Here is a 24,383-nt window from a genome sequence, read left to right on the forward strand (position 1 = left end):
CTCACGATCGGAATGAGCGCAAAGCCGCCGCTCGCTCGTACGGCGCTGTTGAGTGGCGCGCTCGCGAGCGGCTCAGGCGGTCTTAGCTAGAATCAGTTTGGTTCTGCTGCCAATCTCTTGATGGCTGCAGAAGGGTCGAACCCCAGGATTTTCGCAAGATCGATGAATTCGACTACGTCGACGCGGCGTTGGCCGCTCTCGAGTCGAGCGACAAACGACTGATATTCGCCTAGCTTTTCAGCGAGCTCGGTCTGTGTCAGCCCACTAGCCTCACGCTTTTCAATCAGCATCGTGATCAATGACTTGTGGCGTAGCGTTCCGAGCGTTTTCACCACCGGCCTCATCCAGTTCCAGATGAGGGCTTCAATTATATCTGATTTCCAGTTATCTTAAATTCAGATACGACCTAGCCATGTCGAATTGGAGGAATCCAAGATGGCGCCATCAGCAGCGATTAAACATGACCCAGCCCTCGCCCTATGGGCGGCATGGCATCGTGCCCAACATACGTCTCTGGTGCTTTGCAGGGTCCAGCAGCGGTTGGAGACGAGAATTATCCGCAATACCGGAATTCAGGCATTGACCGGAGGCGAGATCAAAGAACAGCCGATGCCAGAGATCGCACCGGAGGGCGTTCAGTACGCTGTTGCTCGGGAGGCCGAAGTCTTAGCCGTGACTGAAGCGCTCAGACTTCAGGATGCGCTTCCAGAGGTTTCAGCTCTCTCCTTAGCTGGCATCTTGGCCAAGTTGGAGGTGATCGTCGGAGCGGACCGGGATATCGGTGATCCGAACGATTTCCCTTGGCCACACATCGCTTCCGTATTGCGCGATCTGAAAGCTATTGCGGGCGATTTGCAGCCATACGAGTTGGACCGCTTGACCACTCGCGCTGATATAACGAGGCATCTGCAGCAAGCGGCCCAACTTGTAGACTTTGTGGAGGCGGAAGAGGCTGCGGAACATATGCGCCAAACTGCGAAATCATTCGCAGAAACATCCGTTTTTCTAAAACCGGCTGAAAAGCCGGCTGAATTTTAGAAATCAAGCCGGCGCCGTCCCGAAGCTGGCGGGACATTCTTCTGCTGAAGTCCTAAATGCGATCCGAGCCGAAGCATCAGGAATGAGCGGACGGCTTCCGCGGTCGGTCGCGGATCAACGATCCTGGTTTGGCATGCGCTTCAAGATCTCGTCGGTAATCTTGCGGTATATTCCGCAAGCGGACTATCCGCCTCAGGGTCACCATGATCGGCTCGAACGGATCTCGGTGCACGCGCATTAACATGTCGCGCTGCCGTAGACTAATTTGCGAAACTCAATAAACTATAAATCCATGATGCTCGGAGGGGGTATCCGTGGATTTCGTGCTCTACTGCAAGCTTGAACTCGGTACCGCAGTCCCAGATTACGGCACGGGATCGACATGCGTTCTTCTGACAGGGGTTCGCCAGGAGGACTTTGCTGAGAGTGCTTTTGACAAAGGAGTCCAAGCGTACATCATCGAAGCCGATATCGACCTTTCTACTCTTGGATTTTGCAACGATGAAGAATGCGCCTGCCGCACAAAGCTGCGGGAAGTGTGGATAAAACTGACGCTCGCTTCCGATAACAATGGACAGACCTGGGTCTACAGAGCCTTTGCGGGCGGTCCGCCGGAAAAATTTAATGTTCTCAACATCGAGATTGTCAGCGGGCCGCAGCTTCCAGATTTCCCCGACAGTGAAGATGTCGAGTTCGAAGGCGGCGCATCGACACCGTATTCCTTGTCCGGGTTTGAGGTCGGCCAGGGCATGGCCTCGCTCGTATACAATTCCTCCTTTGGGTATCTGGCGGATGCCGGTGCCGGGACTCCGATAAAGAGACCCGCCTATCTTCTGACGAGCTTTGTCAGTGACCTCCTGGCGCTCCTCAACACAAGGACGAATAAGTTTTTCCTATCGCACGCGGACAGCGACCACTGGAGAATGCTGGTCTGGGACGGACGGATTGAGACAAGGGTTTCGGAGTTCTTTGTACCGAGCGGGATGAAGCCGCTGGTATTTTTCGATGTGACCGTGAAATCTCGAACACGTCGCTGGAGCGCACCTCATGTCAGCGTCCCTCTATATTCGGGACAAAAGCTGCAAATCATGAGAACAGCTCCGGCTCATCCCACATCGAACAACGACGGTCTGATCCTGCTGTTTGAGGATGGCGCTGAGCTAGGGTTATTGCCTGGCGACTGCGTATACGATGAGATCGTTGCCGACGCCAACGCCCACGTCAACAGCCTTGCTGGCAAGTCTTACACGGCCATAGTGGTGCCGCATCATGGCGACGCAGCGAGCGCTCACGGCGTCCCCCCGTCATCTGCCGCATCCAAAGCGTTCTTTTCAGCAGGCAACCACACGACGTATTTGCATCCAACTCTTGCCTCGACCAACGCCCACAGCCTAGCTGGCTACACAAACCTGGTGAACAAGACCCCTGCCTACATCCGGGAAGTTCCATTGATGTAGTGGCTCGGCTGCGACATGATCTGGAAACGCGAATTCCATGGTTAGAGAACTAAATTGAAGCCGATTTGGTATGTCCTTATTGCCGCTACTGTCGGCTTCCTTGCGTTGATCAGCCGTGACATAGCCAAATCAGCCAGCTTGCCGGAAGGCTGTCAGTGCTGATGAGCGGGCGATATGTTAGAAAACATATTAGCGGCTCCATGATGCGGCGGCCGCTGGCTTCCGGCAGGCTAGGAAAGCATCTCCTGTAGGTATGAAACCGCGCTCGCGCTCCCTTCTTGCCGAGCGGAACGCTTGTGGTGGGTAAGCGGTGTTCTCAGGTCACGGGCTTGGTTTCTGGCTTGTCGGCTTAAGCCCAAAGCAGGGCGGAAGTGTTGGAAAGGGGTCATGGTCGGTCCTCCATGGGGTTGCTTCGTGATGGAAAATCTATCGGAGCGGCCAAGCGATGAAAATTGTAAGGGGGTATAGGTCTTCGATACCTGCGGAGGTCGAAACCAACTGCCTGTAGCATGCAAGGAGCGGTGACAGCCCGAAAGGTTTGTGTTCCCGCTTTTGCGTAACTTCCTCAAAGTCGGCCGCAAATATCTGTATTCATGGTCATGCTGCTTTCTCCAGCCGCTTCCGAGCCAGCATCGCTCGCACGAACTTATCCCACCTTGCCATGCCGACCCGCTTCTCTGGCATGTAATTCCAGCGGTCGTAATTCTTTGAACTGACATCCTGGAGGGCATGGTTCTGAAGCCGATCGCGAATTTCTTTCGAAACGCCCGCTTTGCCGGCGAGCGTCTTGAAGGTCCGGCGGAGATCGCGGTTTGTGGCGTGCGGGATAACGCCGCGATCACGCTGGCGCCAAACAAAGCTGTATAGCGTCGCATGGCTGACCGGGATTGATGGATCTTTCGCCGAAGGAAAGTACCAGCCGTGCTCATTCGGCTTGATCGACTCGATCAGCTCGGCCGCAAGAGATGGAACCGGGACGGCGTGCGGCTGAAGGTTCTTGGTCTTCGACCAGTCAATGATCCGCTCCTTCGCATCCCACTGGTCAATATGAAGGCGAGCGATTTCTTCAACGCGCTGGCCAGTCAGCATGATAAGTTGCACTGCACGTGGATAGGAAGGATGAACCGGTGTGTCCGGACATTCGAGCCAGCGATAGAGCTGCACGAACTCCTCTTCGCTGAGCCACCGGGTTCCTTGAACTTTCGGTTCGGTAGGAATGCCCGCGGCAGGATTGTAGGGAATTCGGAAGCGGCGAGGGGAGGTGTTGCGATAGTCGTTGTCGGACTTCATTCCCCAGCTGTAGGCGGCATGAATGTAGCCTCGCACATGATCCGCCATCGATCGGGCGCCACGCTCGTAGATTGGCCGGATCAGTTCGACAACTTCCTCCGACTCGATCTCGCCAGCAAGGCGATTGCACCCAAGCGTGTCGGCAATCTTGTTGAGGCCTTTTTCTGTCTCCTTCCAGGACGGCTTGCCGGCTGCCTTCAGCGATGCAACGTAGCCTTCGAAGAGATCGGCAACGGTACCGGGACGCGCGTCAGTCGCGATCTTGATGCTGCGGCCCTTCTGGATGACGTCGGCGAAGTCGCGCTTGAAGATCTCCCGCGCCTGGGCGAGGGACATCGACGGATAGGCTCCGAGCTTTTTCTTGGTGCGTTTTCCGTCGCGCCATTGCTGCGCCATCCAGTCGGCCGTCACCCGCTTAGGCATCGGCTTGAGAACCAGGATCAGGCGGCCGGTTCCGCGGCCTTCACCATCTGCCAGGTTCTCCTGCTTCTGATTGCTTTCCACTCGCTTAAGCGCTTGCCGGATTGCGGAATCGGTCATGCTCGGCACGGCGTTTTCCCTTCTCGGCAACGGGGATCGGTCGAGGAAATAGGGATCGGCGCTCGGGATCTGGAGGCCGTCCGCTACCCCTTAAACAGCCCCCAGTTTGCCAAAGCTGCACCCAGTACGCAAGCCGGAATAAACATGATGTTTCAATGTGCTTGAGCGTGATCCAGCGTGACTCCTGTATGTCAAGTGGGATGGTTGTGCACTAGGATGATCGCGGTGGCCGACAGTTCGAGCGCGCGCTTGACCACTTCCCTGGGATAGACGGGCGTGTGGTCGACTGTGCCGGTCTGCTGCACCTCGTCGGCGATCAATGCGTTCTTCTTGTCGAGGAATAGGATACGGAACTGCTCGCGCGCCTCGAAGGCCATGGCCGAGCGGCAATAGGCGAGAAGCTGCGTCCAGGACGAAAGGACTTCGCGGCCATGCACTTCGCCATGCGCCATGCGTTGCGCCGTCGCAGCGACAACCTTCAGGTCGAACGCCACCGCCGGGCCGATGCCCTTGACCTCCTGAAGCAGGTTGACGGGCGCGCCAAGCACTTCGGCCAGCGTGCCGAAGCGCGCCAGCAATGCCTTGGCGGCCGGTTTGGTGTCGGCGCGCGGGATCAGCCGGAAGAGCAAGAGCTCCAGAAGTTCATAATCGGGCAAGGCGTCTGGACCCGCCGAGGCAAAGCGCTCGCGCAAACGGTCGCGGTGGCCAAGATATCCAGGCTTTTCAGCTGGAGCGGGCTTCGCCGTCGCGGCGGGCCGAACCGGCACTTCGGAGAAGAAACTCCGCTCGTCGTCGTCGCTGGCCTTCCCCATCAGCCCCCGCATCCAGCCAATCAGTCGGGCAAGGCGGCCGCCCGACGTATTAAAATATCAGGCCGGCAGGCCGGGCCGGTCGAGGTTGTTGGGCGAGAGCGTGAAAATCTCGCAGCCCGTGTCGGTCACACCGATCGTGTGCTCATACTGTGCCGACAGCGAACGGTCCCGCGTCACCGCCGTCCAGCCATCCGACAGCACCTTCACATGCGGCCGGCCGAGATTGATCATTGGCTCGATGGTGAAGATCATGCCGGGCCGCATCTCGACGCCTTCATTGGCGCTGCCATAGTGCAGGATGTTGGGGGCGTCGTGGAAGAGCTGGCCGACGCCATGGCCGCAGAAGTCTCGCACCACCGAGCAGCGCTCCGCCTCGGCAAAAGTCTGGATGGCGGCGCCGATGGCGCCGGTGCGGGCACCCGGCCTGACGGCGGCGATCCCGCGCATCAGGCATTCATGGGTGACCTCGAGCAGGCGTTCGGCCGCGCGCTTGATGGTGCCGACCGGATACATGCGCGAGGAATCACCATGCCAGCCATCGAGAATGTAGGTGACGTCGATGTTGACGATGTCGCCATCCTTCAGCGGCTTGTTGTCGGGAATGCCGTGACAGACGACGTGGTTGATCGAGGTGCAGGACGATTTCGTGTAGCCGCGATAGTTGAGCGTCGCCGGCAGCGCGCCGTGATCCATGCCGAACTCGAAGACGAAACGGTCGATGGCGTCCGTGGTGACGCCGGGCGCGACCATCGGCACCAGCGCGTCCAGGCAACGGGCGGTGAGGTCACATGCCTTGCGCATGCCGGCAAAACCCTCCTCGCCATAGAGGCGGATCTGGCCGGTGTTTCTGAGAGGGGCCGTGGCGGCGTCGAGATAGGTGACCATTTTGTCCGTATAGAAAGGTGGGCGCTGCAGGAGTGCTGGCGTGAATATCCCGCCAGATTTGGCACTTGAGGGCAAAAGGTTCAAGGAAGAACTGGCTGATGCGGCCTTGGCCGGCGGGATATTCGTCTCGTTGGTGCAATTTCTATCGGTTTTGCACGGTTGCTTTCCTTTCCGGCCATCCTGCGCTAGGGCGGATATATGTTTTGGAGATCGCGTCCATTACCCAAGCGTGCCAGATCGCTTGAAGCCTCGCTGACGGCAGCCTGCTCATGTCTGATGGGCTTGGTGCTGCTGACGATGCTGTGCCTCGGCAGGCCCGATGTTCCCACTTTCGCGGACCCGGCCCAGACCGGCGCCAGCGTTGGCCTGGAACGGTCGGGCGAGGTCGCGGCGCTGCTGCGTGTCACCAACAAGGCGCAGGCGCTGGAGGTTCGCACAGCCCGGCCGGTGCTGGCCAAGTTCGCCGGCTTCCATCCGACCTTGCCGGCTCCGCAAGCTGTTTTCCTTTATTTGGACCGGATTTCCCCGGCCGCACCCGTTGCCGGATCCGGCATGGTGTCCGCGCTCTGCGCGAGCACCAATCAGCCGCGTGCGCCGCCCTCCACGCAGGCTTGAGCGGTCCAGGACCGCACGTTCATTCCATTCCAAGCCATTCGCGTCGCGACCCGTGCGGCGGCCTTCAGCCGCGCATGGGTGGCGTGGCGCGCCATTTCCGGATCATTGCAATGCAACAACGTATCAAGACATTCAAAAGCCTGACACGTGCGGCCTCGGCTGCTTCCTTTCTGTCCGTTCAGGCCTTCATTTGTATCGGAACCGTCTATTGGGCGGTCGCCGAGACGCTCTATCTGTCAGGAACCGGGGCGCTCATCCTTGGTGCCCTGTTCGCCTTGCCGTCGGCCTATGCTCTCTTGACGGTGGTGCGCATGGCTTTCGATGCAGAGACCGACCCGGCCAATCAATAGCGGCGCCGTCGAGTGGAAAGTTCTGCCGGACCGGCTGGTGCCCGGCAGGACTTTCCTCGGCCTGTCTGCAAGCAAAAAACGGCCGTTTCCGCAGTCACGACACATTTGCGTGGCACTGAGCGGGCAAAGCAACTTTTGACGACGAACGGCGTTGCCTGGGCGACGCCAGTTCGGGAGATTGCGGATGGATAGATTGCAATTCGAGGTGCCGGTGCGCATTGCGCAAGGCCCCGGCTTGCCCGTCGAGGAGATTTACAGCGTCGAGCAGGCGCTGGATTTCCTCCAGGACTGGCCGGCGCGCCGGCAGGGACCGGTGTATCAGAAAGCCTTCAATGCCTGCTTCGGCGCCACGGTGGACGTGGTCAAGACAGAGGATGCCTGCCGGACGTTCATGGCGTTCTGCCGTGTCACCGGACTGATGGCCAGCGACATGATGGCGCCGCGCAAGCGTGGCGGCGAGGCAAGTCTGCTGCGGGCCTGAGGGGTGCTTCGCCTGTTCCGATCGACCAACTCCGTTTTCTCGACCAAGTTGGCTTGAGTGTGCGTGGTGATCTCGTGCCTGGATCATCATCTGCATTTCCTCGCACGGTGATGCATCGACAGCGGCGTTAAGCTTCCGTTTCCACCTTGGCGGCTACGCCATTGCTTGTTCAGCAATGGTTGATTCGTTGCGTCAGTTCAGGTTTGGAAGATGTCCCCAGAAAAAGTCCGTGCATTCCCGATCGACCGTCAGCTGTTCTTGATCAGGGAAGTTGCAGCCAAGCTAGACAATCTGCATGGCGAGCCTGCAGCCTCGTTCTGGAGGGCTAAAGCAGCCGAGTTGCTCGACCTGGTTGTCGGGTCGGGCAGGGACAGAGCAACCGCCAGTGATGAAGTGCGGAGGTTTTTCCTGGCCGTACAGAGAGAGCTTTCGGCTGGACTAGCGACTGAGTCGGCTCCAGTTCTTTCCGCCTAAAAGAAGATATTTCCTTCCAGGCAGCACCTGCCTACGCCTTCGTTGTCCAGGGGGCAGGGGTGGCTGAGGACGCGGTCACCGTCAACGGGCGAGATGGTGTTCGATGAGGCTGACATCGAAGCGACATTTGCGTGACCTCGATACATCAAAGTTAAATGCGGAGGATTCGCTTCGTTGCTAATAATAAGGTGGCGGGGGCTGCTCGGGAGGAGCGCCCATGGAAATACGAGACCTCGTTGCCAAGATTTCAGCCGGGCTGCTGAAGCGCCGTGGCAATGCACTATCGCTATCCATCAAGCCGATTCGCGCATCCTTGGCGGACATTCCCCTTAAATCGCGGCAAAAGCCCGCGCATCGCCCACCGCCTCCGATTCGTCCTGCCAGCAACATGTAGTTCGAAGGCTTTTGCCCGGGCGGAAGGTGCCGCACAGTGCTGACGTTCCAGCGCCGCGTGAGTGTCTTGCTTATCGCGACCTCTGCGTGCACCGATCAGCCGACGGCTCAATCGAAGCCCTCATCAAAAATGAACCGAACTTTTTAGCCGTTCCTTCATATATGCATGTTTTCTAATTTAAGTTATGACTTTCAATTGCTTCGCCCGAACTCGGATCATGGCGACCGGTATAGGCCGGAGCACACGGGCGAATGTTGCCACCATCTTCGCCCTCACCCTGCCGATCGTCGTCGGCGCGGCCGGCTTTGGCGTGGAGACCTCCTACTGGTACTACAACAGCCTGAGACTACAGGCGACGGCCGATGCCGCGGCCTATGCCGGCGCGCTTGAACAGATCTCGGGTTCCGACAAGCCGACGATCATCGCGGCCGCGACGCAATCGGCAGCGACAAACGGGCTGGGCTCGGGCACGATCGTGGTCAATACGCCGCCGGCGTCCGGGCCGAATACGGCGAAGAAGGCAGTCGAGGTCATCGTCGCTCAGAACCTCAACCGGATGTTCACCTCGATCTTCACACAAGGTCAGGTGCCCGAGCAGGCGAGGGCGGTGGCCCTCATCACCGACGCCTCGAAGTCCTGCATGACCGCGCTCGATGCGACCGCCTCGCAGGCTGTGCTGTTTTCCGGCAATACCAGCGTGAAGGTCACCGGCTGCGTGGTGATGTCCAACTCGAACGCTTCGGACGCCATCAAGCTCCAGGGCTCGGCAGCACTGCAGGTCGATTGCCTGATATCGGCGGGCGGCGTTTCTCTCAGCAATCCGGTTACGACCGTCTGCCCGGCCCCGATCACCCAGGCGCTGCCTGTCGCCGATCCATTCGCCGACCTGCCGACCCCGGCCGCCTCGAACCCTTGCCAGAATGCCAACAAGTCGACATTGAAGCCCGGCACCTACTGCAGCGGACTCAGCCTTAGCGGTAGCGTTACCCTCCAGCCGGGCGTCTATGTCGTTCAGGGCAATCTAAAGATAAACGCCAACGCTTCCGTCACCGGCAGCGGGGTGACTATCTTCATGTCAGGCAGCTCGACGGTCAGCATGAATGGCAACGCCTCCGTGCAGCTCAGTGCGCCGACTTCGGGCGCCTATTCAGGCGTTCTGTTTTATGGCGACAGGGCCGGCAGCAGTGCATCCAGCACGTTCAACGGTACAGCCGACTCGCTGCTGACTGGGGCCATCTACTTCCCAAGACAGCAGATCAGCTATCTCGGCAATTTCTCGGGCAACGGCGGCTGCACCCAAGTCGTCGCCGATACGATACAATGGTCAGGCAGTTCAACCATCAATCAGGATTGCACCAGCCTCGGAATGCGCGACATTCCGGCCGGGCAGTCCGTGGCACTGGTCGAGTAGCCCCGGTGGAACGCGGATCAAAGCCGATCCTTGGCGACCGTTCGGGCGTTGCCGCGGTCGAGTTCGCCATGGTCCTGCCCTTCCTGTGCGCGGCGCTGCTCGGTATCATCGACGGCTGGTCCTATGTGACGAGTTCGCTGTCGATGCGTGCCGGCGTCAAGACCGCCGCGAACCTGATCATGGAAGGGTCGACGAATGATACGGCGACGCAAGCCGTTGCCATTTCGAGCTGGGAGAAACGGCCGGCGGACGGCCAGGTCACGCTAAGCCGGATCTATATGTGCGGGACGACCGTGGTCGACGCCTCCACGCTGTGCAGCGGACCAAAGGTGCCGTCGGTCTATGTTCAGATCCAGGCATCGGCCACCTGGACGCCGCCCTTCACCTTCGGCGTCTTTTCCGCTTCCAGCGTCATCGGCCATCTGGAGGTGATCCGTGTTCGCTAGAGCGTCTCACCGCTTCGCGGAAATGGCGAAACGCCCTAGCTCTTTGTTTTGTCGCGATTCCTTGGGGGCAGCGCTGCGCGCTTTTCCCGGGACAACCGGCTCACACTTTTCCTGGAATTGCGCCAGGCAAAGCGCCTTCCGGCGAGATCGATCAGGCGGATCCGGGTTGGAGTTCGCGCTGATCGCACCGTTCCTCATCATATTGCTGTTCGGGATCTTCGCCCTGGGCTGGTCGATGCATTCGGTGTCCAGCGTTCGCTATACGCTGGAGACATCATCGCGCTCGCTGCAGCTTCAGAACACGCTGACCCAGGCCGACATCCAATCGATCGCCACGCAGAAATTGCAGGCCTTGGGTTTGAAGGATGTGAACGTGACGATCGCCATCGACCCGGCAAGCGGCGGTTTCCGCATGGCGCATCTGACCGCCACCTATGCCTTCGTCGTCGATTTTCCTTACCTCGACACCTTTCCGATCAACTACGCCACCACTGTTACCGTGCCGCTGGTCGGCGGTTAGTCAATACGGCGCTGACGCGAGCTTCCGCGTTTCAGCCGGCATGGTCCAGCAGTCTTATGGTGGTGTCACGGCGATGTTCGGAATTGGCGCGATCGATGCCTTCCACGGTGATCGCGAAGGTTCCGTTCTCGATCCTTCCAATCCAGCCCTTGGCTTTCAGGTACCAGAGATGAAACTCAAGATGTTCTCGTGGACAGCCTGACAAACGTTCGATTTCTGTATCGCCAATGCCGGGATTGTTTACGTCTTGTCGGCGTTTGACGTAGAGCAGGGAGAGCAATTTTGCCTGAATGGCCACATCACGTTCGATGGTTGTGTTGTTGCTGGCTTCCCCAATCAACTCCGTTCGCAGATTCAAATGGTCCTTGTGCTGAATGTCATACCGCGCGCGCTTGACAGGGTCTTTGAGAACATTGTGGGCTTCCAGGATTTCGCTGAACCGTGATTCATCGCCGGTGTCCTGATTGTCAGGATGGTAGCGCATGGCAAAATAGCGGAATACCCGTTCTATCGTTTCCGAGTTGGCGTTCGGGCTGATTTCCAGGAGTTCGTAGTAGTCAACGAACAAGATGGCGCCCCCACAACATCGCTATTGCGCACACCGTCGAGAGCATGACCGCTGAAGCCAAGAAACAACGGTCCTCAACTTGCGGCTTCGATTGGCGCGAACTGAAGCCGATCGAGAGAATCCGCGCGTGACATTGCAATCAGCCGCGCAACGTCGAAGGCGGCCAGAATGATGAAAACAGCCGTGAGGTTAAGGAAGGCGGGTGATGCAAAAATGCTCCCGCTCGGATCATAGCTGCTCAGTTCCATGGCGCTCTACCCCTTCAGCGACCCGATGGTTTGAATAATGATCCGGCTTTATGAGGAACACAAGCGCATGCTAATAAGATGGTTGATGCGGTTACTCTGGGACTCAGCAAGGGCGCCTCGAGCGTGAGCGGGAGCAGGAGGCGGCAGTGCTGCGCTACCGCCTCGCCGCGGAGGAGCGCGCATTGACCACTCTGGCGCGCAGCGGGAGGCGTCCGAGCGGGCCGGACGATGCGGCCGCGTAACTTGCGGCGACCGGTCCTTCTTCTGTCCCGTAATGGATCAATTTGTCGCTGGCACAACAATTGCATTGTCAGCATAGCCGGCTGTTGGGACCGGCAATTGGGGCGAGGTTGGGGCAGGCCTCGCCGCTTCGCAAATGGAGCGGCGAGGTTTCTGCGTTCAAGCAGATTGCAGGTGCAACCGGAGACACAGCGACTGGCCATAGGCGGGCGCCAGGACGCGCGGGAAGCCTCTGCCGCGTAGGACAGCGCCAGCGGGAAACGCGCGCTCGTGACGCCAACTAGGCGGCTTAACGCCTCACCTAAGGATAAAGTACAGCGGAACGAGTATCGAGAATGCCGCGACAGCGGTCAGAAAAATGTCTGTAGTCATGAGCCCCCGCTCGGAATTTCATGACCATCTCACATTCAATTAGCTAAAATGCAAATGAACTCGCGGCCGGCCATTCGAATCTTGCGCGCTCGATCCTGTCGAGGAACATAATCTATCGTTGCGGCGACCCCTCAAAACGGAGATCGCCAATGGCCAGAACCATCCCCTCCAAGCAGCTATCGCAGGCTGAAGTCGAGCGCTTTCTGATGGCAGCGGAAGGCACTCCGCAAGAGCATCATGAAGCCGCTGATATCGCCCAAGCAGCGAGCACTTCCGAGCGCTCCAAAGGACACACGATGCGCCTTCGGCTGTGTAGGCCAACAGGCGCCCAGGGTTCCACGGCAGTGCGGCCCGGCACCCTATAGATTGGGATGTGAATAGGACGCCGGGCCTGACCGACGGGCTGTTTTGTGAGCAACAGCGACGCCGGCTGGTCAATATATGTGCTAATGCTAATATAATTGCAGCGTACGAATGAAGGAACAGCCGGGAGGAGATGATGTCGATCCGCGAGGAACTGCAGGAGCTTTGGGATATCTACGTTACGGCCTATCGAGACGGGGATGCTGCCGGTTGCGCAGCGGTATTCACACCTGATGCGGAATTGCATTCTCCCTATGCGCCGCCGGCTCGCGGCCGCGCGGCGATAGAGGCGCTGCATGGCGTCTGGACTCAACACGCCACCCCCGACAAAACACTAGCCATAATGGAGGCGGGGACTTCCGGGCACCTGGCATGGTCTCTGGCGGCCTATTCGGAGGGTGAGGCCACCGGAAATGGAACTTCACTCAGCGTCTTTGAGCGACACGCTGATGGCGGAGGCTGGTTGATCCGCATGTGCAGTCTCAACAGCACCGATCCCGGCCAATGACCGACAAGCCGGCCTAGATCGCCAGCGTCTTCGACAGGGCGCACTGGTGCACTATCCTGACTACATAGGATGAAGATGAAGCCCAGGCGCTGGAGCAGGCGATGCTTCAGGATGGCGCGGGTCGAGGAGTTCACCCCGAAGGCGAAGAAGCGCTAAAGGGCTCGGCGCAGACGGCGATAGGTCCGGTGATGGAATGGCGAGTCTCTGAAAGTCCGCCGCATTCACGCATGCCGGATTCGGCATGGGTGGCGTCCACCCTGCATGCGAAATTGTTTGCTTTGCCATTTTGACCGATTCCTTGGAATCGGCCGGCTCCGGGCGATATTGGCCAAAAATTGGACAGTAAGGACGGGGAGGTCGCCAAGTGTTTGAAAAGTCTGGTACGCCCAAGGGGAATCGAACCCCTGTTACCGCCGTGAAAGGGCGGTGTCCTAACCGCTAGACGATGGGCGCGCTCAGACGAAGCGGCTTATACTGACGTTGTGCGCAACCGGCAACCCGTCAGGTGCCGGCTTGGACAACTTTTTTCCAGTCCTTGGAAACGATGGGGTTTCGCCATGGCTGCACGGCTTGCCGGCCAGGGGAAACGCCCATCGTTTCGTCATTCTGGGCCGAGCAAGGAGCGCAGCGACGCGGCACAGACCCTAGAACCCATGCCCCGACTCAGGGGCGCTGCAGCGGTGCAGTGGCGCTTTGGCCAATCTCGAAAGTTTTGAGAATTGTCCAATGGACCGATGTTGTCTGCCCGCAGGCTCCGGCCCGTCAAATCGCGCCGTTCAGCCGTCGTCACCGCCGCTGCGCCGGCGGCAGCGCCAGTTCCAGTCGCGCTCGGGCCCGACATCGACGTGTACCGATTCGGTGTGGCAATAGGTGCCGACGCCACCGCGGCCGGGCATGGTCCTGATGTAGTTCGCCAGTTCCCATTTGGAGACGCCGGGAACCTGGATGTCGGCGGCGGCGCAGTACATGTGCAGCGAGTTCTTGGCACCGTTGGCGCGGCGGTTGCGGGCGGGGTCGCGGTAGCCAGACGTGACCACCATCTTGCGGCCGTAATGGCCTTCGATCGTCTTCAGCACGCGCACCAGCGAGGGCTTCAGGCAGGCGACATCGACGCTTTCGTTCTGCTTCAGCAGGCCGTTGGGCGCGAGCCGGGCCATGCCGGCGGCGGACGCAACCTGATAGCTGCCGCCGATTGGACCCTCGTCCTCATTGAGGTCGACGTCGCTTTCGTCGTCGAGGCCGGATTTGCGCTTGATCTCGAACAGGGCGGTCTGGCGCACGCCAGGCAAGGCATCGCTGCCAGTGATATGACCGGCGTCGTCACCGGTCGAGGCCAACTGTATCGGCTTTGCCGTGGAGTCGGCCGAGGCCAAAGTGATGATCGGCTTTGCCGCCGCGGCGGGCGCGGGCTTGGCCTGTGCGGTCGGCTGTTCGCCCGATCGCGTGTTGATGAGCGGAGCCGGTGTGGCCGAAGCGGGCGTGGCGCCGAACATCGAGGCCAGGAAGCCCCGTTTCTTCGGCGCCTCGGCTTGTGGCGCCTCACCCGCGGTCACATAGACCGGATTGTTCATCACCGGCGCCGCGGCTGGCTTCGGCGTTGTCACCGCGGCATCGGCGGCAGCGATCTTCTGGGCGACCGCGTCGGTCTGCTGCGCCGTCTGGGCCGGCTGCTGCAAGGCCTGCGGCGTTTGTCCCGCGATCGTTTCAGCGCCGGCCGGCGTTATCAGCGGAAAGGCTGCTTGGGGCTTGGCCATCGGTACGTAAGCGACTTTTTCGGGGAGCGCGGTATCGCCTTCGCTCATCACGGTCGTTTGCATGGCCGTTGTCTGCGATGTCGAATCGGCGGTGGCGACGGACTTGCCGGTGGCGGCCGCATTGATGTCAGAGGCTGAGGCATTGTAGCCGGGCATTCCGACCGACATTGTCGGGTCGCCGGCCGATGTGCAGGAGGCCAGGAGCACAGAGCAGAGCGCTGCCAAGATGGCGCTGCGTTCTCCCTTTGCGAGGCTCCATCCTGCTGATTTCAAAGTCAAATTCCCCCTCGATGTCCGGTCGGTACGTCCTTGGCTCAGCACTGGAAGTCGCTGTCCAAGGTGACCTTTGTCTCCGATCCGGAAACGAGACCTGTGTCAAATCCGCAAGCCTGGAAGTATTTTTGCAGTGATTGCCGAATTATGGCTGCTTGACGGTTGACGACACCATTTCGCCCGCTTTTGCCGGGCCGTCAACTCACCACACATTACAGTCCGTTACACACGCACCTTCACATAGCTGCCGGGAGCATCGCCCAAGGTTTTCATATGCTTGCCGGGTTTGCGGGCAGGCACGCGGGTGTTGTCCTTGGCCTCGATCCAGCCTTGCCAGTGCGGCCACCACGACCCGGGATGCTCTACGGCCTTGGCAATCCATTGGCCGAAATCGCCTTCCGGTTTGCCGCCGGTCCAATACTGGTACTTGCCGGAGGCGGGCGGATTGACGACACCGGCTATGTGGCCCGATCCCGCCATCACGTAGTCGACCTTGCCGCCGAAATATTTCGAGCCGAGGAAGACGGACAGCGCCGGCGCGATGTGATCTTCCCGCGAGGCGAGGTTGTAGATCGGAATGGTGATATCGCCGAGCGAGACCGTATGCCCGGCGAGCTCCATCGTGCCGCGCGAGAGGTTGTTCTCGAGATAGCAATTGCGCAGGTAGAAGGAATGGTTGGCTGCCGCCATGCGGGTCGAATCGGCATTCCAGTAGAGCAGGTCGAAGGGCAGGGGGTCCTTGCCGCGCATGTAGTTGTTGACGACATAGGGCCAGATCAGGTCGCCGGAGCGCAGCATGTTGAAGGCGGTCGCCATCTTGGTGCCGTCGAGATAGCCCTTCTCGTTCATCGATTTCTCCACCGCCGCGACCTGTTCCTCGTCGACGAAGACCTTGAGGTCACCGGCATAGGTGAAGTCGACCTGCGTGGTGAAGAAAGTGGCTGACTTGATGCGGTCGTCGCCTTCCCTGGCCATCAGAGCCAGCGCGGCCGCCAGCAGCGTGCCGCCGACGCAGTAGCCGATCGCGTTGACATCCCGCTCGCCGGTCGCCTCCGCGATCGTGTCGAGGGCGTATTGCAGGCCTTCCCTGATATAGGCTTCCCACCCCTTCGCGCCGTGGCGCTCGTCCGGATTGATCCAGGAGATCACGAAGACGGTGTGGCCCTGCTCGATGGCCCAGCGGATGAAGGATTTCTGCGGGTTGAGGTCAAGTATGTAGAACTTGTTGATCCAGGGCGGGCAGATCAGCAGCGGGCGCTTCAGCACCGTCTCGGTCGCCGGATCATACTGGATGATCTCGGCGACATCGCTGCGGCCGACCACCTTGCCGGGTGTGGTGGCGATGTTCCTGCCGATCTCGAAAGGCGAATAGTCGGCCTGGCGCAGTTTCAGGTCGCCCTTGCCGGCGGCGATGTCCTCGGCCAGCATCTTCATGCCGCGCACCAGGTTCTCGCCGTTGGAAGCGACGGTCTCGCGGAAAAGTTCGGGGTTGGTCAGGATGAAATTCGACGGCGAGATGGCATTGGACACCTGCTTGACGTAGAAGCTCGCCTTGTGGCGGGTGTGCTCGTCGAGACCTTCGGCGTGCTCGACCAGTTCGGACGCCCAGCGCGAGGTGACGAGATAGGCCTGCTTGAGGAAATCGAAGAAGGCGTTGCGGCCCCATTCCGGATCCTGGAAACGCTTGTCGCCGCGCTCCGGCTTGATGGCGTCGTCTTGGCCTTCGGCGTTGGGGCTGACGCGCTGGATGGCGTTCGCCCACACGGTCATGTAGCCGGCGAACAGCCGCGTCTGCGCTTCGAGCGCGCGCTGCGGGTCGGCGAGCCAGTATTCGCTCAGCTTGGAAAACGTCTTGACCATGTCGACGACCGGTTCGGCGACGTGGTCGCGCACTTCGCCGCGCTCGCGCGGTTCGGCCCAGGCGGACGCCGCCTTGCCGGCCTGCTCGATCATGCGCGCCATGTTCAACGCGAAGCGCTCCGGATCCTTCACCAGATATTGCTCGACGGTCGAAGGCTCGTCATCTTCCGTTTTGCCCGAATCGGGTGTTTTGGACATGGTTCGCGGGGTTCCTCCCGAAGCGTTTTCTTGACATATTAACATGGGACATCCGACAGGGTCCAATCTCGCTCTACCTCGGCTGCCAAGGAAACAATATGACGATTAATATTGGCGAGACTGTTTTTTTTGATGCCGCACGCTTTTGCCGCATCGGCGCGGCGATCGTCCTTTTGGGGATCGCCGGGTGTTCGAGCACGAATACCGGCGCTCCGGTGCCGATGGCCGAGAATGCAGGTCCAAAGGATACCGGCACCTTTCCGAACCTCAACATCCCGCCCAAAGTGGCGAACAAGCAGCTCACGCCAGCCGAGACGAACGCCAAGCTCGCCGAACTCAAGGCTGACGGCGCCGCGCAGGGCGCCAAAAGCAGCGGCGGCGCTGCGGTCGCCAATCAGGCGGCACTGGCGGACCTGGCCGCGAAACATGGTCCCCAGGCGCTGAAGCAGATCGAAGGCAAATGCGATCCCGCCCTCGACCCTACCTGCAAATGAGTATATAGCGCGCGCCCAATAGCCCCTTTTGCTGTCTGGAACTGCCATGGAAGAGTTTCACAAGGTCCGCCGGCTTCCGCCTTACGTGTTCGAGCAGGTCAACCGGCTCAAGGCCAGCGCCCGTTCGCGCGGCGCCGACATCATCGACCTCGGCATGGGCAATCCGGACCTGCCGACGCCCAAGGCCATCGTCGACAAATTGTGCGAAGTGGTGCGCGATCCGCGCACGCATCGCTATTCCTCCTCGCGCGGCATTCCCGGCCTGCGCCGCGCCCAGGCCGCCTACTATCAGCGCCGCTTCGGCGTGAAGCTCAACCCCGACACGCAGGTGGTGGCCACGCTCGGCTCGAAGGAAGGCTTCGCCAACATGGCGCAGGCGATCACCGCGCCTGGCGACGTCATCCTGTGCCCGAACCCGACCTATCCGATCCATGCCTTCGGCTTCATCATGTCGGGCGGCGTCATCCGTTCGCTGCAGGTCGAGCCGGACGATGGTTTCATTCCAGCGCTGGAGCGCGGCGTTCGCCACTCGATCCCGAAGCCGCTGGCGCTGATCCTGAACTATCCGTCGAACCCTACGGCGCTGGTCGCTTCGCTCGACTTCTACAAGGACGTGGTGGCGTTCGCGAAGAAGAACGACATCATCATCCTGTCCGACCTTGCCTATTCGGAGATCTATTTCGACGGCAACCCGCCGCCTTCGGTGCTGCAGGTGCCGGGCGCCATCGATGTCTGCGTCGAATTCACCTCGATGTCTAAGACGTTCTCCATGCCCGGCTGGCGCATGGGTTTTGCCGTCGGCAATGAGCGGCTGATCTCGGCGTTGACCAGGGTAAAGTCCTATCTCGACTACGGCGCCTTCACGCCGATCCAGGTGGCGGCGGCCCATGCGCTCAACGGCGACGGCGCCGATATCGCCGAGGTGCGCGAGGTCTACCACAAGCGCCGCGACGTGATGGTCGATTCCTTCGGGCGCGCCGGCTGGAACATTCCAGCTCCCGCCGCCTCGATGTTCGCCTGGGCGCCGATCCCCGAACCGTTCAAGCATCTGGGCTCGCTCGAATTCTCCAAGCTGCTCATCGAGCACGCTGATGTGGCGGTGGCGCCCGGTGTCGGCTTCGGCGAACATGGCGACGATTTCGTGCGCCTGGCGCTGGTCGAGAACGAGCACCGGATCCGCCAGGCGGCGCGCAACATCAAACGCTTCCTGTCGACCAGCGCCAAGCAGCCCAACAATGTGGTGCCGCTGTCCGCCCACCGGTAAGCAAAAATTCGATCTGATTTTGAGGGACGTCGCCTTCCATGGCTGAAGCTCTGCGTGTTGGAATTGCCGGACTTGGCACGGTCGGTGCATCGGTGGCGCGGGTGCTGCGCGACAAGGCGGCCGAGCTGACCCGGCAATGCGGGCGCGACATCGTCGTGTCGGCGGTTTCGGCGCGCGACCCGAAACGCGACCGTGGCGTCGATGTCAGCGCCGCAAAATGGTTCGACGATCCGGTTAAGATGGCGCAGACGGCCGCGATCGACGTGTTCATCGAACTGATCGGCGGCGACGAGGGGCCGGCGCGCCTGTCGGTGAAGGCCGCGCTCGAAGCCGGCCGCCACGTCGTCACCGCCAACAAGGCGCTGCTCGCCAAGCATGGCGTGGCGCTGGCCGAGATCGCCGAGAAGAAGGGCGTGCTGCTCAACTACGAGGCGGCGGTGGCGGGCGGCATTCCCGTCATCAAAACGATGCGCGAGGCGATGGCCGGCAATTCGGTCAATCGCGTGTTCGGCATTCTCAACGGCACCTGCAACTACATCCTGACCCGCATGGAGGTCGAAGGCATCTCGTTCGATGCCTGCCTGAAGGACGCGCAGCGACTGGGTTACGCCGAGGCCGATCCGACCTTCGACATCGAGGGTCACGACACCGCGCACAAGCTGTCGATCCTGACCAGCCTTGCCTTCGGCACCAAGATCGCCGCCAACGACATCTATATGGAAGGCATTTCCAACATCACCCAGGCCGACATCCGCGCGGCCGGCGATCTCGGCTACCGGATCAAGCTGCTCGGCGTTGCTCAGCGCACCGAAAGCGGCATCGAGCAGCGCGTGCATCCGACCATGGTGCCGACCGCTTCCGTCATCGCGCAGGTGCATGGCGTCACCAATGCGGTGGCGATCGAGACCGACATTCTCGGCGAATTGTTGCTTTCAGGCCCCGGCGCCGGCGGCAACGCCACTGCCTCGGCCGTCATCGGCGACATCGCCGACATTGCCAAGAGCCGGCCCGGCTTCCAGCATGGTCCGGTCTTCGGCCTGCCGGCGAAGGAGCTCAGGCCCTACAAGAAGGCTCAGATGCGCAGCCATGCCGGCGGCTACTTCATCCGGCTGACGGTGCATGACCGCATCGGCGTCTTCGCCGCGATCGCCAAGCGCATGGCCGACAACGATATTTCGCTGGAATCGATCGTCCAGCATGCTGTCAGCGGCGAGGCGGCGGCGCAGAAGACGGTGATCCTCGTCACCCACGAGACCACCGAGGCCGCCGTGCGCAAGGCCGTCGACGGCATCACCAAGGACGGTCACCTGACCGACAAGCCGCAGGTCATCCGCATCGAGCGGGCAGGGTAGCTTCGTCCCGGGGTAACAATCCCCGCCGGCCTTTCGGTCGACCCGATGGCGATCAGCCCCAACTGGGCGGAACGAATTCGTTGCGGCGCCGTTCTCTTGGTCAGCAACCAAGGGAGCCGCTTCATGGCCGATACCAACAAGTCCGACACCCCAGCCATCGACGATATCCAGAAAACGCTGGAAAAGCAGATTGCTGAACTGCGCAAGGAGATCACCAAGATCAACAAGAGCATTTCGGCAAGGGGCGCGGAAATGCTCGATGATGCCAGCGAACAGGCTTCGGATTTTTATGAGACGGCTTCGGCACGCGCGTCGCGCACAGCGCAGCAGCTGCGCAGTCAGGCCCAGGCGGTTTCGGAAGTTGCGCGAGAAAACCCGGGCACGACGACCGCCGTGATCGGCGTGATCGGCCTGCTCGGCTTTCTGGCCGGGATTGCCGTCGGCCAGTCGATGAACAACGACACGTCGCGCCGCTGGTATTGAGTGCGCCGGCCTTGAGCCGGCTTTGCCGGCTCGTCTTCCCGTTTCAGGAAATCATTTGAAGGAGGGCGTCGTGGCTTCATCCGTGTTGATCGGCATCTTGATCACATTCCTTGTCATTATTCTCGTTCTCTATCTCGTGCAGCGCCTGCCGCTGGACGCCAGGATGCGGCAGATCGTGCAGGTCATCGTCATCATCATCGGCATCATTTCGCTGCTCAGATATCTCGCGGTTTTCTAGATCGCGAGAGCCACCTTTTTTGCTTCTTCAAGGCGGCCCGGTCGTTTCCGACCGGGTCGCGATCGTGTCGGAAATGCGGTTCAATCGATTGATATTGCTGGCCTTTCGATAAAACGTTCGGCAGGTCTTGCCGTTGTCATGCTCGTTTGACAAAACAGGCCCGCCTCCGGCGGGAGGCGTATGCCAACGAGGATTTGCCGAACATGAATGTGGCCCAGAACATCGTCGCCGGCCTTGACCGGATACTCACCATGGAACTGGTGCGCGTCACCGAAAGGGCCGCCGTGGCCGCCGCCAGGCTGCGCGGCCGTGGCGATGAAAAGGCTGCCGATCAGGTCGCTGTCGACGCCATGCGCCAGGAACTCAACCGCCTTGCCATCAAGGGCACGGTGGTGATCGGCGAGGGCGAACGCGACGAGGCACCCATGCTTTATATCGGCGAGGAGGTCGGCACCGGCAAAGGACCGGCAGTCGACATAGCGCTCGATCCACTCGAAGGCACGACGATCTGCGCCAAGAACCTGCCCAACGCGCTTGCCGTCATCGCCATCGCCGAGAAGGGCAGTCTGCTGTTCGCGCCAGACGTCTATATGGACAAGATCGCCATCGGTCCGGGCTATGCCGAAGGCGTCATCGACATCGACGCGTCGCCGGCCGAGAACATCGCGAGTCTGGCGCGAGCCAAGGGCGTTGCGGTTTCCGACATCACCACCTGCATCCTCGACCGGCCGCGCCATGCCAAGCTGATCGATGCCGTGCGCGCCACGGGAGCGGCGATCCGGCTGATCGGCGACGGCGATGTCGCCGGCGTCATCCACACCACCGACCCGGAGGAAACCGGCATCGACCTATATCTCGGCACCGGCGGTGCGCCGGAAGGCGTGCTGGCCGCGGCCGCATTGCGCTGCACCGGCGGCCAGATGCAGGGCCGGCTGATCCTCGATACGCCGGAGAAGGTCGCGCGCGCCGCCAAGATGGGCATTTCCGATCCGAAGCGGGTCTACCATGCGGAAGACATGGCGCGCGGCGACGTGCTGTTCGCGGCCACCGGCGTCACCGACGGCAATATGCTGGCCGGCGTCAAGTTCGGCCGCACCTATATCACCACCCACACCGTCGTGCTGCGCTCGTCGTCGCGGACCGTGCGTGAGATCAAGGCGCGGCACCAGGATCTGGATAAGTTCTAGGCCTGCTTGCGAAGCCGCACCGCAGTTGCTAGCCCTTGGCTGCATCTGAACCTGGCGGCGCAAGGATTGACGATGAATGCGTTCGACTGGCACGCGGATCCGATTTCGCGTGCCACGCCCATCACGAAATCCTATCGCAACACCCAGAATGTGCGCCGCTTTTTCACGCGCGAATGGGGCGATACGTTCAGGTTCGATCGGCCTTTCATGGCCTGGCTCGGCCGGGAAAAGACGATGGGGGACGCGGCCGACGAATGGATCCGGCGCCAGGCTGAAAAGCGGAAAGCGTAGTTTTTCTTGAACTCTCCTGCGACGCCACCCGCCGCGAACCGCCTGGTTCTGCCTGTCTTTGGCCCTAAAGCGCGTCGCGTTCACGCGCAGCACGTTAGGCTGTTGTTCGCGCATGTCGTTAAGCCCAAAACCGCTGCCCATTTTTGGGCGACATGCTCTATCCTGCGGCCAACCATGAATTGGCAAAGCGCATAATGGGCGAAAGGCGCCTATTCCTCGATGTCAGGCAGTCGGCGACCGGTCTCTCCTGGGAGCACCGGCTGACCGAACGGCAGGACATGGTCGCGCTTGCCATCGCGCAAGGTCATGGTGTGCCCGACATCGTCGCGCGCGTTCTGGCCGGACGCGGCGTTACCGCCGACGAGACCGAGCGGTTCCTCGATCCGACGATCCGCGACCTGTTGCCCAATCCGGCGTCGCTGACCGACATGGACAAGGCCGCCACCCGGATCGCGGCGGCGGTGATGGCGAGGGAAAAGGTAGCGATCTTTGGCGACTACGATGTCGACGGCGCCGCCTCGTCGGCCTTGCTGAAGCGGTTTCTGGCGCATTTCTCCATACCGTCGGAAATCTATATTCCGGACCGTATCTTCGAGGGTTACGGTCCCAATCCCGATGCCATGCGCGAACTGGTCTCGCGCGGCGCTACATTGATCGTCACCGTCGATTGCGGCACCAACAGCGCCGTGTCCGTCGATGCCGCCAACGAAGCTGGCGCCGATGTCGTGGTGCTCGACCACCATCAGGTCGGCGGCGCGTTGCCGGCGGCGATTGCGGTGGTCAATCCAAACCGTGACGACGATCTTTCCGGGCAGGGGCATCTGTGCGCTGCCGGTGTCGTCTTCCTCGCCCTGGTGCAGACCGCGAGAATCCTGCGTGGCCTGAGCGATGTCGCGCCGCCCGATCTGCTGTCGCTGCTCGATCTCGTTGCGTTGGCGACCGTTTGCGACGTGGTGCCACTCACCGGCGTCAACCGTGCCTTCGTCGTCAAAGGGCTGCAAATGGCGCGCCAGCAGAAGAATGAAGGCTTGGCCGCATTGGCCCGGGTATCGCGCATTGGCGAGCCGATCAGCACCTTCCATCTCGCCTATCTGATCGGGCCGCGCATCAATGCCGGCGGGCGCATCGGCGATGCAGCACTTGGCAGCCGGCTGCTCGCGACGGACGATCCGGTCGAGGCGCGGACCATCGCCGAGACGCTCGACCGGCTGAACCAAGAACGGCAGTTGATGGAACAGGAGATGCTGGCCGCGGCGCGTGCCGAAGCCGATGCCGAGCTTGCCGGCGGCAACGGCCCGGCGATCGTCGTCACCGCCAGCAACAACTGGCATCCCGGCATTGTCGGCCTGCTCGCCTCGAGGCTGAAGGATCATGCGCGCCGGCCGGCTTTCGCCATCGCCTTCAACGCTGTGGGCATCGGTACCGGTTCGGGCCGTTCAGTGTCGGGCTTCGACCTCGGCCGGCTGGTGCGCGAAGCCGCCGATGTCGGGCTGATCGTCAAGGGCGGCGGTCATGGCATGGCGGCCGGCATCACCGTGGAGCGCGCAAGGCTGGGCGAGCTCAGGGCGTTCTTCGAGGAACGGGCGGCTGCCGACGTGTTTCGGCTGCAGGACGAGGAGAGCCTGGCGATCGACGGCGCGCTTGCGGCCGAAGGCGCGACGCTCAGCCTGCTCGACGCGCTGGAAAAGGCCGGCCCCTTCGGCGCCGGCCACGTCGCGCCGGTCTTCGTGCTGCCGCGCCATCGGCTGGCCGACGCCCGGCCGGTCGGCACCAACCATATACGCTGCGAATTACAGTCGGACAGCGGCGGCCGTATCCAGGCGATCGCCTTTCGTGCCGTCGATACGGTGCTTGGCGAATTCCTGTTCAAAAACCGTGGCAAGAGCGTGCATGTCGCCGGCTCGCTGTCCGGCAACTACTGGAACGGCAACCGCACGGTGCAATTCCGCATTGTCGATGCGGCGCGGGCGTAGCCAC

The 24,383-nt window shown here is 61.0% G+C and carries 26 protein-coding genes, 1 tRNA gene and 1 pseudogene; 18 read left to right on the forward strand and 10 right to left on the reverse strand.

All coding sequences use genetic code 11. The annotated features are described in order from the left end of the window. Positions 1-92 precede the first annotated feature (92 nt). Positions 93-344, reverse strand: a complete 252-nt coding sequence (locus D3242_RS06890) for a helix-turn-helix domain-containing protein (RefSeq protein WP_081296097.1) — start codon at positions 342-344, stop codon at positions 93-95. Positions 345-435: 91 nt separating this feature from the next. Here D3242_RS06890 and D3242_RS06895 point away from each other — a divergent pair, with 91 nt between their 5' ends. Beyond that, entirely contained in the window at positions 436-1,038 is a 603-nt protein-coding gene (locus tag D3242_RS06895) for a hypothetical protein (RefSeq protein ID WP_223217722.1), read from the forward strand. Positions 1,039-1,070: 32 nt separating this feature from the next. On the opposite strand, the pseudogene D3242_RS34350 reads toward D3242_RS06895, so the two are convergent. Next, positions 1,071-1,279 (reverse strand): annotated as a pseudogene (locus D3242_RS34350) (hypothetical protein); the annotation flags it as partial. A gap of 73 nt (positions 1,280-1,352) precedes the next feature. Between D3242_RS34350 and D3242_RS06905 the strand changes: the two are divergent. After that, entirely contained in the window at positions 1,353-2,495 is a 1,143-nt protein-coding gene (locus D3242_RS06905; RefSeq protein WP_064984194.1) for a ComEC/Rec2 family competence protein, read from the forward strand. Between the two features lie 597 nt (positions 2,496-3,092). Here the strand turns inward: D3242_RS06905 and D3242_RS06910 are convergent. From D3242_RS06910 to map, 3 genes are all read right to left on the reverse strand, one after another. Further along, complete coding sequence (locus D3242_RS06910; protein WP_064984195.1) at positions 3,093-4,334, reverse strand: tyrosine-type recombinase/integrase; 1,242 nt, start codon at positions 4,332-4,334, stop codon at positions 3,093-3,095. A 182-nt stretch (positions 4,335-4,516) separates the two neighbouring features. Next, positions 4,517-5,137 carry a JAB domain-containing protein gene (locus tag D3242_RS06915; protein WP_064984197.1) on the reverse strand — a complete coding sequence of 207 codons (621 nt, stop codon included), beginning with the start codon at positions 5,135-5,137 and terminating at the stop codon, positions 4,517-4,519. Positions 5,138-5,194: 57 nt separating this feature from the next. After that, on the reverse strand, positions 5,195-6,022 hold the full coding sequence (gene map, locus D3242_RS06920) for a type I methionyl aminopeptidase (RefSeq protein ID WP_019858485.1): 828 nt from the start codon (positions 6,020-6,022) through the stop codon (positions 5,195-5,197). 285 nt (positions 6,023-6,307) lie between these two features. Between map and D3242_RS06925 the strand changes: the two genes are divergently transcribed. The 7 genes from D3242_RS06925 (at position 6,308) to D3242_RS06955 (ending at position 10,713) form a co-directional block, all read left to right on the forward strand. Then, entirely contained in the window at positions 6,308-6,637 is a 330-nt protein-coding gene (locus tag D3242_RS06925) for a hypothetical protein (protein WP_147377455.1), read from the forward strand. A 74-nt stretch (positions 6,638-6,711) separates the two neighbouring features. Then, entirely contained in the window at positions 6,712-6,987 is a 276-nt protein-coding gene (locus tag D3242_RS06930) for a hypothetical protein (RefSeq protein WP_051726818.1), read from the forward strand. 184 nt (positions 6,988-7,171) lie between these two features. Beyond that, on the forward strand, positions 7,172-7,468 hold the full coding sequence (locus D3242_RS06935; RefSeq protein WP_064984198.1) for a DUF982 domain-containing protein: 297 nt from the start codon (positions 7,172-7,174) through the stop codon (positions 7,466-7,468). 210 nt (positions 7,469-7,678) lie between these two features. Continuing rightward, positions 7,679-7,942, forward strand: coding sequence for a DUF6074 family protein (locus D3242_RS33880; protein WP_038647194.1), 264 nt, complete (start codon positions 7,679-7,681; stop codon positions 7,940-7,942). A gap of 578 nt (positions 7,943-8,520) precedes the next feature. Continuing rightward, positions 8,521-9,747 (forward strand): pilus assembly protein TadG-related protein, encoded by a 1,227-nt coding sequence (locus tag D3242_RS06945; protein ID WP_064984200.1) that lies wholly within the window; start codon positions 8,521-8,523, stop codon positions 9,745-9,747. 5 nt (positions 9,748-9,752) lie between these two features. After that, positions 9,753-10,193, forward strand: coding sequence for a TadE/TadG family type IV pilus assembly protein (locus D3242_RS06950; protein WP_019858479.1), 441 nt, complete (start codon positions 9,753-9,755; stop codon positions 10,191-10,193). 166 nt (positions 10,194-10,359) lie between these two features. Continuing rightward, positions 10,360-10,713 carry a TadE family protein gene (locus tag D3242_RS06955; protein WP_223217723.1) on the forward strand — a complete coding sequence of 118 codons (354 nt, stop codon included), beginning with the start codon at positions 10,360-10,362 and terminating at the stop codon, positions 10,711-10,713. A 31-nt stretch (positions 10,714-10,744) separates the two neighbouring features. Here the strand turns inward: D3242_RS06955 and D3242_RS06960 are convergent, their stop codons facing one another. Together D3242_RS06960 and D3242_RS33460 are read right to left on the reverse strand one after the other, a co-directional pair. Beyond that, the gene (locus tag D3242_RS06960) at positions 10,745-11,281 is read right to left on the reverse strand and encodes a DnaJ domain-containing protein (RefSeq protein WP_019858477.1); all 537 of its coding nucleotides are present in this window, start codon (positions 11,279-11,281) and stop codon (positions 10,745-10,747) included. A 74-nt stretch (positions 11,282-11,355) separates the two neighbouring features. Next, entirely contained in the window at positions 11,356-11,529 is a 174-nt protein-coding gene (locus tag D3242_RS33460) for a hypothetical protein (RefSeq protein WP_019858475.1), read from the reverse strand. A 1,111-nt stretch (positions 11,530-12,640) separates the two neighbouring features. Between D3242_RS33460 and D3242_RS06965 the strand changes: the two genes are divergently transcribed. Continuing rightward, positions 12,641-13,012: a YybH family protein gene (locus tag D3242_RS06965; protein ID WP_223217724.1), complete on the forward strand. Its 372-nt coding sequence runs from the start codon at positions 12,641-12,643 to the stop codon at positions 13,010-13,012. 378 nt (positions 13,013-13,390) lie between these two features. Here D3242_RS06965 and D3242_RS06970 read toward each other — a convergent pair. From D3242_RS06970 to D3242_RS06980, 3 genes are all read right to left on the reverse strand, one after another. Next, positions 13,391-13,465: transfer RNA gene (locus D3242_RS06970), tRNA-Glu, on the reverse strand. A 323-nt stretch (positions 13,466-13,788) separates the two neighbouring features. After that, positions 13,789-15,045, reverse strand: a complete 1,257-nt coding sequence (locus tag D3242_RS06975; protein WP_064984204.1) for a YcbK family protein — start codon at positions 15,043-15,045, stop codon at positions 13,789-13,791. A 216-nt stretch (positions 15,046-15,261) separates the two neighbouring features. Then, positions 15,262-17,097 (reverse strand): PHA/PHB synthase family protein, encoded by a 1,836-nt coding sequence (locus tag D3242_RS06980; protein ID WP_064984205.1) that lies wholly within the window; start codon positions 17,095-17,097, stop codon positions 15,262-15,264. Here D3242_RS06980 and D3242_RS06985 point away from each other — a divergent pair. The 8 genes from D3242_RS06985 to recJ all read left to right on the forward strand — a co-directional run bounded on the left by D3242_RS06985 (position 17,085) and on the right by recJ (position 24,379). Next, a complete protein-coding gene (locus D3242_RS06985; RefSeq protein WP_038652827.1) occupies positions 17,085-17,591 on the forward strand; it encodes a hypothetical protein in 507 nt (168 codons plus the stop codon). The two genes, D3242_RS06980 and D3242_RS06985, sit on opposite strands and share 13 nt — an antisense overlap. A 46-nt stretch (positions 17,592-17,637) precedes the next feature. After that, positions 17,638-18,855, forward strand: coding sequence for an LL-diaminopimelate aminotransferase (locus D3242_RS06990; RefSeq protein ID WP_019858471.1), 1,218 nt, complete (start codon positions 17,638-17,640; stop codon positions 18,853-18,855). Between the two features lie 38 nt (positions 18,856-18,893). Further along, positions 18,894-20,207 (forward strand): homoserine dehydrogenase, encoded by a 1,314-nt coding sequence (locus D3242_RS06995; RefSeq protein ID WP_064984207.1) that lies wholly within the window; start codon positions 18,894-18,896, stop codon positions 20,205-20,207. Positions 20,208-20,330: 123 nt separating this feature from the next. Continuing rightward, complete coding sequence (locus D3242_RS07000; RefSeq protein ID WP_027046898.1) at positions 20,331-20,690, forward strand: hypothetical protein; 360 nt, start codon at positions 20,331-20,333, stop codon at positions 20,688-20,690. Between the two features lie 70 nt (positions 20,691-20,760). Further along, positions 20,761-20,928 (forward strand): Thivi_2564 family membrane protein, encoded by a 168-nt coding sequence (locus tag D3242_RS07005; RefSeq protein WP_080643948.1) that lies wholly within the window; start codon positions 20,761-20,763, stop codon positions 20,926-20,928. 203 nt (positions 20,929-21,131) lie between these two features. Continuing rightward, positions 21,132-22,115 (forward strand): class II fructose-bisphosphatase, encoded by a 984-nt coding sequence (gene glpX, locus D3242_RS07010; RefSeq protein ID WP_064984351.1) that lies wholly within the window; start codon positions 21,132-21,134, stop codon positions 22,113-22,115. Between the two features lie 72 nt (positions 22,116-22,187). Continuing rightward, complete coding sequence (locus tag D3242_RS07015) at positions 22,188-22,406, forward strand: DUF6434 domain-containing protein (RefSeq protein ID WP_064984209.1); 219 nt, start codon at positions 22,188-22,190, stop codon at positions 22,404-22,406. Between the two features lie 194 nt (positions 22,407-22,600). After that, positions 22,601-24,379, forward strand: a complete 1,779-nt coding sequence (gene recJ / locus D3242_RS07020) for a single-stranded-DNA-specific exonuclease RecJ (RefSeq protein WP_394811812.1) — start codon at positions 22,601-22,603, stop codon at positions 24,377-24,379. The last annotated feature ends 4 nt before the right edge of the window (positions 24,380-24,383 follow it).

Origin of the sequence: Mesorhizobium jarvisii (assembly GCF_003601985.1) — a bacterium.
GTDB classification, from domain to species: domain Bacteria; phylum Pseudomonadota; class Alphaproteobacteria; order Rhizobiales; family Rhizobiaceae; genus Mesorhizobium; species Mesorhizobium jarvisii.